The sequence below is a fragment of the Niabella insulisoli genome (assembly GCF_039652435.2).
Classification (GTDB): domain Bacteria; phylum Bacteroidota; class Bacteroidia; order Chitinophagales; family Chitinophagaceae; genus Niabella; species Niabella insulamsoli.
Genome location: NZ_CP190246.1, coordinates 871,604 through 884,195, shown reverse-complemented (window position 1 = coordinate 884,195; position 12,592 = coordinate 871,604). Strand labels below are relative to the sequence as shown.

Below are 12,592 nucleotides of genomic sequence, written 5' to 3'. Positions count from 1 at the left end.
CCTTGTTCAGGCTTTTCACACTTTGCTTAATTGCGCGGCCGCCGCCAGCAACACGTCGTCTTTTTTTGCAAAACACAATCTTACAATTTTATCGCTGCGCTCCGATTGATAAAAAGCGCTTAATGGAATAGTAGCGACCTGGTGCTCCGCCGTCATCCATTTCGCAAATGACACATCATCGCGATCGCTGATTGCCGAATAATCATACAATTGAAAATAAGTGCCGGCGCTGGTGGTTAACGGTTGAAAGCGGGAAGATTGCAGGCCGCCGATCAAAAGGTCTCTTTTATGCTGCAAAGTAGCCGCAGCTTCGGCCACGTCATAGTGCTGTAAATATTGAGCGATCGCATGCTGCGCCGGCGTGTTGACGCTAAAAGTCAGGTATTGATGAATAGATTTAAAAGCGGCCACAATATCAGGAGCAGCCACGCAATAACCAACTTTCCAGCCGGTAATATGAAAGGCTTTCCCGAACGAATAAATAGAAATCAGTTTATGCCTGAGTCTTGGCTGCAAAAATCCAGGAAGATGCTGGCGATCATCAAACACAATGTGATCATACACTTCATCAGCAATGACATAGATATCCTTATCCCCAATCACATCGGCAAGCTGATCCCAATCGAACTGCGCCCAAACATACCCGGTAGGGTTGTGTGGCGTATTAATCAAAATCGCCTTCGTTTTTAAAGTGATGCGATCCTTTACCTGGTTCCAGTCTATTCTAAAGTCCGCCGACGCCTCCAGCGTAATTCTTACCGGCACTCCGCCCGTTATTTCAATTGCCGGGCGGTAGCAATCAAAAGCCGGCTCAAAATAAATCACTTCGTCGCCTTTGTCAATGATAGCAGTAAGCGATGCGTAAATACCGTACGTTGCACCCGGCGTAACAACAACCCCATCGGCTGCCACCGTCTTCGTTTGATACCGCTTGTTCAGGTCGATCGCAATTGCTTCGCGCAGGCTTGTCAGCCCCTGCATCGGCGCATATTGGTTGAACCCCTGTTCAACGGCCTCGGTCAGATAGGCGCCCAACGCCGCAGCGACAGGATAATCGGGCAACCCCTGCGATAAATTATACGCATCATGCGCGCGCGCCAAGTTGGTCATCATAGTAAAAATGTTAAGCGGCGACGCGGAATGTTTTACAGACAAAGACATATGATCTTATCGAATTAGACTGCTAACTTAATAAAGAAACGGTTTACAACATTAAGTTTGATATTCATCGTACTTTTGGGCGATTACCAAAAACCAATTATGTCATCTTTATCTCTTGAGTCGGTTCGGGCAACAGCTAAAAAAATAGAACAGGTTATTTTAAAAACTCCCTTACAACTTAATGCTACATTAAGCCGAAAATTTGGGGCGCATATTTACCTGAAACGCGAAGATCTTCAGGTGGTCCGCTCCTATAAAATAAGAGGCGCTTATAATATGATGAGCGCGTTAACAGAAGCGCAGAGAGCCTGCGGCGTGGTATGCGCCAGCGCCGGCAACCATGCCCAGGGATTTGCTTTTAGCTGCAAGGCATTGAACATTAAAGGCACTATTTTTATGCCTTCCATCACCCCGAAGCAAAAGATCACACAAACAAAAATGTTTGGAGAAGACAATATTGAAATTGTGCTGACGGGCGACACCTACGACGATTGTGCTAACGCCGCAAAGGCCTACACGGCACAACATAACATGACTTTTGTGCATCCGTTTGATGATGAAAAAGTGATAGAAGGCCAGGCTACGGTAGGCCTTGAAATTTACGAGCAGCTTTCTAACGTTGACTATATCATAATTCCGATCGGTGGTGGCGGCCTTTCCGCGGGCGTGGGCAGCTTTATCAAATCTGTGGCGCCGCAGATAAAAATTATCGGGGTGGAGCCCGAAGGCGCACCATCTATGACCGAAGCGTTGAAGAAGGGCAACCCGGTTGAGCTGGCGCAAATCGATCGCTTTGTGGATGGCGCAGCGGTGAAACGCGTCGGCGAACTAACTTTTCAAAAATGCAGGGAAGTGTTGGACGACATGGTGCTTGTTCCGGAAGGAAAAATTTGTACAACCATACTTGAACTTTACAATAAAGATGCGATCGTGGTTGAACCGGCGGGCGCTTTGTCCATCGCTGCGATCGATTTGTTAAACGCATCCATCAAAGGAAAAAATGTAGTTTGTATTGTGAGCGGCAGCAACAATGATATCGACAGGATGCAGGAAATCAAAGAAAGGAGTTTGCAATATGAAGGCCTGAAGCATTATTTCTTAATTGATTTTGCGCAGCGCCCCGGCGCCTTAAAAACTTTTGTTACCAATGTTTTGGGGCCCGATGATGATATTACGCGGTTTGAGTATATGCAAAAAACCAACAAGGAAAGCGGACCTGCGCTGGTAGGTGTAGAACTCAAAAGCAGGGAAGATTATTTCCCGCTAATCGAAAACCTGAAAACACACCAGTTTTCATACACCGAACTGAATAAAAACAATGCACTCTTTAGTTACCTGGTTTAACGAATTGCCCTGAAGTTGGGCCTTGAATTTTGATTAGCGGCCACCTCAAGTCAGTAAAGTTTAGCAGCGCCGACGCGGCGAATGATTTTTTATCGGGCAGATAGGTTTCAGGAGAATAACTTCCATTAGGCCAAAATTTCATATATAAATGGCACAAAAAAAGCTGTTTAGTACCCTCATGCCATTTTAATCCTTCAATAATTGTCATTTCGACTTTTTATTATTAAATTGCGATTAGAAAGCTATCAAAAAGCGACGCTGAAAATAAAGATACTGCACTAACAAGAACCATTTGTTGTTAGATATTTTTTATCATTTATTGTTATTTTTTTGATAATTATTAAAATTATTAGCCGCAAACAGAGGGTTTGTCAAATTATCAACTTTTTTGATTAATTTACACGGCTCTCGATTGCCTTCTCGTATTGAAAAAACCAAAATTTTTTTGTAAAAATTTGATAAGGAACTATGACAGAAAACAAAGGTCTTTATGACCCATCTTTTGAGCGCGACGCATGTGGAATTGGATTTGTTGCGAATATTAAGGGCAATAAAAATCATCAAACAATTTCAGACGCGCTTACGATTCTCGAAAACATGGAGCACCGCGGTGCATGTGGGTGTGAAGACAATACGGGCGATGGCGCAGGAATCATGATTCAAATTCCTCATGAATTTTTTTATGACGAATTGTTACATCTCGGCATTACACTGCCTGCCATCGAAGAGTATGCAGTAGGAATGGTTTTCTTCCCAAAGGAGCCAAGGCTTCGCGATGAATGCCGCGAAATTTTTAACCGTGCCGCCGAAAAAATGGGCATGAACGTCATCCACTGGCGCGAAGTGCCGATTAACAATGCTGGTATCGGCCCAAGCGCATTACAGGTGGAACCCGCGATTGAACAGGTTTTCATCGCCAAACCTGCCGGCGTGAAATCGGCCATAGAGTTTGAAAGAAAATTGTTCGTTCTACGGAAGTATGCCACGCACATCACCGGTAACGCCGTTAAAAAAGATGAAGTAGGGTTTTATATTTCTTCTCTTTCTTGCCGCACCCTGATTTATAAAGGACAACTTACGAGCCACCAGGTTCGGGAATATTATAACGATCTTTCCGACAAGCGCGCCGTAAGCGCCTTTGGCCTGGTGCATTCCCGCTTCGCCACCAACACCTTCCCTTCATGGAGGCTGGCGCAGCCCTTCCGCTTTATCGCCCACAACGGTGAAATCAACACGCTTCAGGGAAATCTGAACTGGTTGCGTTCGGCCGAATCAAACTTTGAATCGCCGCTATTTACCGATGAAGAAATGGACATGCTCGTGCCCATCGTCAGCAATGAACAAAGTGATTCTGCCTGTTTGGATAATATGATCGAACTGCTGGCGTTAACCGGACGTTCGCTACCTCATGTGATGATGATGCTGATCCCCGAAGCCTGGGATGGCAACGAAGACATGGATCCCGCGAAAAAAGCGTTCTACGAATTTCACGCCTGCCAGATGGAACCTTGGGATGGCCCGGCCTCGATTTCTTTTACAGATGGAAAAATGATCGGCGCTACGCTCGACAGAAATGGTTTGCGCCCCTCACGCTACTGCGTTACCACGGATGGCCGTGTGATCATGGGTTCTGAAACCGGCGCGCTGGTGGTGGACCAAAGCACGATTATTGAAAAAGGCAGGCTGCAACCCGGAAAGATGTTCCTGGTAGATATGGAGCAGGGACGAATTATCAGCGATGAAGAATTGAAACAAACGATTTGTAACCAGAAGCCTTATGGCGATTGGCTCAATCAATATAAAATAAAGCTGAACGAATTGCCCGAACCACGAGTGATGTTCAGCAATCTCAGCGAAGAACAAATATTCAAATATCAAAAGGCATTTGGGTTCACTTCAGAAGATGTAGAAAACCTGATCCTGCCTATGGCTACCGATGGCAAAGAACCCATTGGTTCAATGGGAGTAGATACGCCTTTGGCTATTTTGAGCGATCAGCCCCAACATCTGAGCTATTATTTCAAACAGCTTTTTGCGCAGGTAACCAACCCTCCCATCGATCCTATCCGGGAAAGAATGGTGATGTCGCTGGCGACCTTCGTGGGCAACAATGGCAGCATGTTGATCGAAGATGAAAAAGATTGTCATGTCGTCGCTTTGAAACAACCGGTGTTAACCAATTATGAATTGGAGAAACTAAGAAGTATCGACACAGGTAGTTTCCAGGCAAAAACACTTCAGTGTTATTTTGTTGCTGACGGGAAAGCAGGCTCAATGCGCCGCGCTTTGGACCGCCTGTGCCGCTACGCGGAAGACGCGGTGAACGACGGGTTTGAAGTACTCGTATTGCAAGACCGTTCCATCGACGGCGACCACGCAGCTATCCCTTCATTATTGGCGGTATCTGCAGTGCACCATCACCTGATTAAAAAAGGTTTGCGGGGCAAAGTAGGTATTGTTGTAGAAGCCGGTGATGTTTGGGAGGTTCACCATTTCGCCTGCCTGCTCGGCTTTGGCGCCACAGCGGTAAATCCTTACCTGGCTTTCTCAACAATCCGGTTGCTGAAAGAAACGGGCAAGATCAAATCTGATAAAACAGTAGAGGAACTTCACAAAAACTATATCAAAGCAGTAAGCGACGGATTGTTGAAAGTGTTCTCAAAAATGGGAATTTCAACGCTTCAGTCTTACCAGGGCGCGCAAATATTTGAGATCATTGGTCTCAACAAAGACGTGGTCAATAACTATTTCACCAATGCCACATCGCGCATCGAAGGCATGGGCCTCGATGAGATCGCCCGCGAGGCGCTGGCCAAACATCAATTTGGATTTAGCCGCAAACAATTGCCCGTAGACCAGTTACCGACCGGTGGTTTTTACCAGTGGAAACGGAAGGGCGAGGCGCACATGTTTAATCCGCAGACCATCCATTTGTTGCAATATGCAACGCGCATGGGCGACTATAACACTTTTAAAAAATACAGCAAGCTGATCGACGATCAGGGCAAAAAAGCTATTACGATCCGCAGTTTGTTCGACTTTAAAAGGACGCGCCCTGCTATTTCTATTGATGAAGTAGAACCAGCAGAAAACATTTATAAAAGATTTGCGACAGGCGCCATGAGCTTCGGCTCGATCAGTTGGGAAGCGCATACGACCCTTGCGATCGCCATGAACCGATTGGGCGGTAAAAGTAACACCGGCGAGGGTGGTGAAGATGAAGTGCGTTACAATCCCTTAGAGAACGGTGATAGTATGCGCAGCTCCATCAAGCAGGTAGCCAGCGGACGTTTTGGTGTCACCAGTTTATATCTTACCGAAGCCGATGAATTACAGATTAAAATGGCGCAGGGCGCTAAACCAGGCGAGGGCGGCCAGCTTCCCGGACATAAAGTAGATGATTGGATCGGGCGAACCAGGCACTCAACGCCGGGTGTGGGGCTTATTTCCCCGCCTCCTCACCACGACATCTATTCTATCGAAGATTTGGCACAGCTGATTTTCGATCTGAAGCACGCAAATCGCCACGCAAGAATCAACGTGAAACTGGTAAGTAAGGCCGGCGTGGGAACCATTGCCGCAGGTGTAACCAAAGCTAAAGCTGATGTTGTTTTGATCGCGGGCCATGACGGCGGAACAGGTGCATCGCCGCTGAGCTCGATCCGTCATGCGGGTTTGCCCTGGGAATTAGGATTGGCAGAAGCCCAGCAAACACTGGTTAAAAATAAACTGCGTAGCCGTGTGGTACTTCAAACCGACGGACAAATGCGCTCGGGGCGCGATATTGTGATCGCTACTTTATTGGGCGCTGAAGAATGGGGTATTGCCACAGCGGCGCTTGTGGTGGAAGGTTGTATCATGATGCGCAAATGCCATCTCAACACCTGCCCTGTGGGTATTGCAACGCAAAACCCGGATCTGAGAGCGCGCTTCTCAGGCAACGCTGACCATGTTGTCAATTTCTTTAAATTCATCACGCAGGAAATGCGCGAATTGATGGCAGAACTTGGCTTTAGAACCGTTGACGAAATGGTAGGCCAGGTGGATGAATTGAAAATAAAAGATGGCATCGATCATTGGAAATACAAAGGGCTTGATCTTTCTCCAATTCTTTACAGAGAGCCAGCCGAAGCAGGCGTGGGTATCTATAACTATGAAGAGCAGGATCATGGCTTCGACACCATTATCGATTGGAAATTTATTGAAGCAGCCAAACCGGCCCTCGAAAACGGAACTCCAGTAAAAGCATCTTTCGATATCGTAAATACGGATCGCGCAGCGGGCACGGTATTGTCGCACGAACTGACTAAAAAGTATCGCGACGCCGGTTTACCCGAAGATACGATCCACCTTCAACTAAAAGGAACAGCGGGCCAAAGCTTCGGGGCATTTTGTAATAAAGGAATTACGCTCGAACTTGAAGGAGACGCCAACGACTATTTTGGTAAAGGATTAAGCGGCGCCAAGCTGATTATCTATCCTGATAAAAAAGCGGGTTTTGTTCCCGAAGAAAACAGCCTGATTGGTAACGTGGCGTTTTATGGCGCTACCAACGGCAACGCTTACATACGTGGTAAAGCCGGTGAAAGATTTGCAGTAAGAAACTCAGGCGCCACCATGGTTGTGGAGGGTGTGGGCGATCACGGCTGCGAATACATGACCGGGGGCCGGGCCATCATTTTAGGAGGCACGGGCCGCAACTTCGCAGCAGGCATGAGCGGCGGTATCGCTTATATCTACGATACAGCCCAGCAATTTGCAGGCAACTGCAATATGGAAATGGTAGAACTTGACCCGCTGGATGCTGATGATGCCGCTTTCCTTCAAAAAGAAATCGAAAAGCATTACCAATACACTGAAAGTACCGTCGCCCGGTTTGTGCTCGATGATTTTGAAAACCAACTCAAAAACTTCGTAAAGGTATATCCGAGCGAATACAAAAAAATCATGCAGGCAAAAATTGAGCAAAAGCAGATAGCGTAGATGCGGCTCATAGTTCGTTGTTAATAGTCCAAAGCCATGGACTGTTGACCAGAACTGTCAACCTTAATAACAAACAAGAAATTTTAAATAAGAAATGGGTAAACCAACAGGATTTTTAGAATTTACCAGAGAACTTCCCTCAAAAAAGCCGGTAGAAGAAAGGCTGCAGGATTATCGCGAGTTTGCGGCGCTTTTTCCAGAGGAAAAGTTAAATCATCAGGCGGCACGCTGTATGGATTGTGGCATTCCGTTTTGTCACAGCGGCTGTCCGCTCGGCAATGTTATTCCCGAATTCAACGACGCTGTTTACCGGAAAGATTATCGTGAGGCTTACGAAATACTTTCTTCCACCAATAATTTTCCGGAATTTACCGGTCGCATTTGTCCCGCCCCTTGCGAGATGAGTTGCGTCCTTGGCATCAACCAGCCGCCGGTTGCGATTGAAGAAATTGAAAAGCATATTATTGAAATAGCTTTCGAAAAAGGCTTTGTAACAAAAAAATCGCCGATCGTCAGAACCGGTAAAAAAGTAGCCGTAATCGGCAGCGGGCCGGCCGGCCTTGCTGCTGCAGCGCAGCTGAATTATGCGGGACACACCGTAACCGTGTTTGAGCGGGACGAGCAGCCCGGTGGATTATTACGCTATGGTATTCCTGATTTCAAACTGGAAAAATGGGTCATCGATCGCCGGCTGGCGCTTTTGCAGGAAGAAGGCGTTACGTTTAAATGCCACGCCAACGTGGGTGTCAACGTTAAAGTGAGCGATCTACAGCGCCAGTTTGATGCTATTGTTTTAAGCGGTGGAAGCACGGTTCCGCGCGACCTCCCTATCACAGGCAGAGAATTTAAAGGCGTTCATTTTGCCATGGATTTTCTAAAGCAAAATAACAAACGGGTTGCAGGAAAAGATTTTCTGGCGAATAAAGATATTGAGAGCAATATTTTATCGGAAGAGCTATTAGCCACCGGAAAAAATGTGGTGGTAATCGGTGGCGGAGATACGGGCAGCGACTGTGTAGGCACCAGTAACCGCCACAAAGCCGCGTCAGTAACGCAATTTGAATTATTGCCGATGCCGCCAAAAGAGCGCACGCAGGGAATGCCCTGGCCCACTTACCCGATGTTGTTAAAAACAACTACCAGCCACGAAGAAGGCGCGCAAAGACATTGGAGCATTGCGACCAAAGAATTTATCGGCGACGCCGAAGGCAACCTCACAGGTTTAAAAGTCGTAGACCTGGAATGGGCCACGCCTGCGCCGGGCCAGCCAGCGAAGTTTACAGAAGTAGCCGGAAGCGAGCGGGAAATCAAATGCGAACTGGCATTGCTGGCCATGGGCTTCGTACACCCGCAACAGGCGGGTATGCTGGAAGAACTGGGCGTTGAGTTTGATAATCGCGGTAACGTTAAAGCCGATGAAGGCAAGTATGCCACCAGCGTCGCCAAAGTATTTGCAGCCGGGGATATGCGCCGGGGCCAAAGCCTCGTAGTTTGGGCGATTAGCGAAGGGCGCGAATGTGCCCGCAAGGTAGACGAATACCTGATGGGATCTTCTACGCTGGAGAGTAAAGAAAGCTCTATTCTAATGTCTTTTTAGTCTCTTATCATATCTGATAAAAAATCCCTTTCTATTTAAGAAAAGGGATTTTTTATTTTCGCTATCGCGAACAAATGCCACAAAACGCAAGTAACGAATGAACAGCCCTATAGAAATTAAAGACAAAGCAAAAACAGGAAGCGGCATCAAAGTAGAAGCTTTCAGAAAAAATACAAGAAAAACCAACCCGCACAAACATAACAGCTACCTGGAGCTGGTGTATCTTTCGCGCGGCAGTGGCACACACGCTATCGATGTTACCAGTTACGATATTGAGCCTCCCATCCTATTTATAATCCGGCAGGATCAGCTGCATTTTTGGGATATGACCGCTGAGCCCGAAGGCTATGTTCTTATTCTTAAAAAAGCATTTGCCGACGATTTCTTTGACCATGAATTAAAGTATTTATTTTCTCAATTACAGCATCACACCACGATTTCCATACCCGAAGCTCATGTTGCGATCGTCGAACAACTATTCCAACTCCTTGTTCTTGAAGCACCGCAAACGGCGCCGGGCATCACCTTTTTAAGCTTATTAAAAGCATTGCTGGCGAAGCTTTTGACCAACCTTCCTTCCGGTTCAGAAAGGAAAAACGGATCAGGCCTATGTCAGCGGTATATCGAACATTTATCCAGGCAGGAACACCTGGTGAATAATGTTTCACACCATGCACAGCTTTTGCACACAACGCCTCAAAACCTGAACGCCGCCTGCAAAAAAGAAACAGGGCATTCAGCTTCCGATATTTTATCCGACCATATTATGGCCGAAGCCAAGAGGCTGCTGCTTTACACAAGGCTTTCGGTTGCAGAAATCGGTTATAGGCTTGGCTTCAAGGACAACTCACATTTCACCAAATATTTTAAAAAGAAATCCGGCATCAATCCTTCAACTTTAAAAAAGTAAGCGGAGACCATCTATTTTTCAAATACACCATTTTTATTCGCGGTTTTTGCAGAATTTCGCGCCCTTATTAAAATTCAATTTGCGCTATATGACCCGTTTCTTCGCCTTTGCCCTGGCTTTATTTTTTTGTGAAACAATTGCTGGCCAAACTATCACCATGAAAGGAGTGGTTGTCGACAGTACCACTCAGGAGGTGTTGCCGCAGGCGACTATCAGGTATATAGCTAAAGACGGCGCCACACTGGCAACAAATAAAGCCGATAGAAAAGGAAATTTCACCTTTGTCATGCAGCATTCCGCATCCGGGCGGATTGTAGTCAGCCACGTCGGTTATCAAACCAAAACATTGTCAGTTAATGCTGGCGCTGAATCTACCATCGATTTGGGAACCGTTTCGTTGCTGCCCAACAGCTATTCGCTGGCGGCGGTAGTTGTTCAGGGCAAAAAGGCTCCTGTTTCTTTTAAGATCGACCGCCAGGTGTACCAGAGTTCACAATTCGCGAACGCTGCCAACGGCACTGCTGTTGACGTGATTCGCAACCTCCCCTCTGTTTCAGTTGATGCGCAGGGCGCCATCTCCTTCCGGGGCTCAAACAGCTTTTTAGTTTTGATTAACGGCAAACCAACACAGGGTGATCCGTCATTTGTTTTAGGCCAACTCGCTGCTGGCGCTATAGAAAGCATCGAAGTCATTACCAGTCCGTCGGCTGTTTATGACGCCGATGGGAAAAGCGGCATTCTTAATATTGTAACCAAAAGCGCAGTTGAGGATGGCTGGATGGTGCAGGCCAGTGTTATGGGCGGCGCTCCCCCATTCAACAATTTTGACAATCAAACCTACGCGCATCCGCAACGTTATGGAATGGACCTTTCAGCAGGATATAATAAAAATAAATGGGCAGTCAATGCCGGCGTCAATTATTTGCGCAACGATATTGCCGGCTTTCGCGAAGGCGATGTTTTTACAATCATCAACAATATAAAAACCAGTTTTCCCTCCAACGGAGAGCGGAGTTTTAGAAGATATAATTACGGCGGAAGGCTTTCGGTTAGCTTTCAACCGGATCAAAATAACAGCTTTAGCACCGGGTTTTACAGGGGCAAAAAATTCCAGAGCCGCGAAGCAGATCTTTTATATACCAATTCGCGGGAAGATCTCGCGACGGGCAATACAACCTATTTTACTTATTATAACGCCAATACGCAGGACAAAGAAGGTGTATTTACTTTGGCCAACCTGGATTATAGCCATCAGTTCGGCGACGCCTCCAGACTTACCGTATCGGGTTTGTTTGAGCGGGCAGCTCTTTCCGGCTTAACACAAAACAGGAATTTATATTATCCTAATACCACGGACACCATCCAATATACACGCAACCCCAACACCAATCCGCTCAACGCTTATCGCGCCAAAGCCGATTATGTAAAAAAATGGAGCCATAGCGAGATTCAGGCCGGTTACCAATATCGCTACGATACCCAAAAAGGCGACTTCCGCTACCTGACAAAAATCAACGGCACCGAGGACTTTGAGACTGATCCGGCATTTACAAGCAAAGTCGACGTAACAAATCATATTAATGCCGGCTATTTGCAATATAACGCCACAAGGGAAAAATGGAGTTACGCCGCGGGGCTTCGCCTCGAACATACAGAAAGAGACCTTGCGTTTTCGCTCGATAATAAACAAACAAAACTACAGTTTACCAACCTGTTTCCTTCTGTGCAGTTTCGTTACGCGGCATGGGCGAAAGGAACCCTGAAAGCAGGTTATAGCAGGCGCATAAAGCGGACAAACAATTTTGAGTTGAACCCTTTTCCAGAAAGAGAGCATTCGGAAACGCTGGAACAGGGCGATCCTGAGTTGCTTCCTGAGCTGACGGGCACTTACGAGGCCGGTTTGGAACAGGGCTTCTCCGGAGGTAATTTTTTTGTCACGCTTTATCATCAGCGCACGTTAAACCCCATTCAAAGGGTGAACAAAGTATTTACTGATACTATTTTAAACAGAGTATTTACCAACGCAGGCCTTGCTACACAGACAGGCGTTGAAACAAATGTCAATTTCCAGGTGAGCAAAGTTTGGCAATCGATTATCGGCGGTAACGTGTATCGTTATAAGATAAAGGGCGACCTATTTGACGGCACTATTCCCATCACCAATCAGGCGTGGGTATATAGTATCAACAGTTTGCAGACCTTTAATTTTCAGCGCAACTGGATGCTGCAATTCAGTCTAAATTATTTGTCGCTGCGGGCGACCGCCCAAGGGGAAGACGGAGCATTTTTAACACCGCATCTAACAATGAAGAAAACAACTAAAGACCGCAGGTGGTATGTTCAACTTCAATGGTTAAACATGGACGGAGGCCTGGGCATATCGAACCGACAGCGCATCACCACCTGGGGCAGCGATTTTTACACGACCACTCATTATATTTACGAACCCGACCAGCTGCAATTATCTATTGGATTTAATCTGCTGCGCAGAAATAGAAAAATCAACTTACCGCAGAGCGAAATCGGCGAAAAAGAATTCTAAAAAACCGCCACTTTGAAAAATAGCGGTTCTAAAACAAAAAAACAATCAACAAAAA

Annotated in this window: 6 protein-coding genes; 5 read left to right on the top strand and 1 reads right to left on the bottom strand. The window is 46.5% G+C overall.

The annotated features are described in order from the left end of the window. Window positions 1-15: 15 nt before the first annotated feature. Window positions 16-1,161, bottom strand: coding sequence for a methionine aminotransferase (locus ABDK00_RS03805; protein WP_346238182.1), 1,146 nt, complete (start codon window positions 1,159-1,161; stop codon window positions 16-18). Window positions 1,162-1,260: 99 nt separating this feature from the next. On the opposite strand from ABDK00_RS03805, the gene ilvA reads away from it, so the two are divergent. The 5 genes from ilvA to ABDK00_RS03780 all read left to right on the top strand — a co-directional run bounded on the left by ilvA (window position 1,261) and on the right by ABDK00_RS03780 (window position 12,537). Next, entirely contained in the window at window positions 1,261-2,505 is a 1,245-nt protein-coding gene (gene ilvA / locus ABDK00_RS03800; RefSeq protein WP_346238181.1) for a threonine ammonia-lyase IlvA, read from the top strand. A 468-nt stretch (window positions 2,506-2,973) separates the two neighbouring features. Beyond that, entirely contained in the window at window positions 2,974-7,488 is a 4,515-nt protein-coding gene (gltB, locus tag ABDK00_RS03795; protein WP_346238180.1) for a glutamate synthase large subunit, read from the top strand. Window positions 7,489-7,582: 94 nt separating this feature from the next. Beyond that, the gene (locus ABDK00_RS03790) at window positions 7,583-9,085 is read left to right on the top strand and encodes a glutamate synthase subunit beta (RefSeq protein WP_346238179.1); all 1,503 of its coding nucleotides are present in this window, start codon (window positions 7,583-7,585) and stop codon (window positions 9,083-9,085) included. 97 nt (window positions 9,086-9,182) lie between these two features. Continuing rightward, on the top strand, window positions 9,183-9,995 hold the full coding sequence (locus tag ABDK00_RS03785; RefSeq protein WP_346238178.1) for an AraC family transcriptional regulator: 813 nt from the start codon (window positions 9,183-9,185) through the stop codon (window positions 9,993-9,995). Between the two features lie 88 nt (window positions 9,996-10,083). Continuing rightward, window positions 10,084-12,537 (top strand): TonB-dependent receptor domain-containing protein, encoded by a 2,454-nt coding sequence (locus ABDK00_RS03780; RefSeq protein WP_346238177.1) that lies wholly within the window; start codon window positions 10,084-10,086, stop codon window positions 12,535-12,537. Window positions 12,538-12,592: the final 55 nt, after the last annotated feature.

What these genes read in the sequence shown, in the direction of transcription:
- ABDK00_RS03805 (WP_346238182.1), bottom strand. Translation starts at nt 1,161, where the DNA reads ATGTCTTTGTCTGTAAAACATTCCGCGTCGCCGCTTAACATTTTTACT.
- ilvA (WP_346238181.1), top strand. Translation starts at nt 1,261, where the DNA reads ATGTCATCTTTATCTCTTGAGTCGGTTCGGGCAACAGCTAAAAAAATA.
- gltB (WP_346238180.1), top strand. Translation starts at nt 2,974, where the DNA reads ATGACAGAAAACAAAGGTCTTTATGACCCATCTTTTGAGCGCGACGCA.
- ABDK00_RS03790 (WP_346238179.1), top strand. Translation starts at nt 7,583, where the DNA reads ATGGGTAAACCAACAGGATTTTTAGAATTTACCAGAGAACTTCCCTCA.
- ABDK00_RS03785 (WP_346238178.1), top strand. Translation starts at nt 9,183, where the DNA reads ATGAACAGCCCTATAGAAATTAAAGACAAAGCAAAAACAGGAAGCGGC.
- ABDK00_RS03780 (WP_346238177.1), top strand. Translation starts at nt 10,084, where the DNA reads ATGACCCGTTTCTTCGCCTTTGCCCTGGCTTTATTTTTTTGTGAAACA.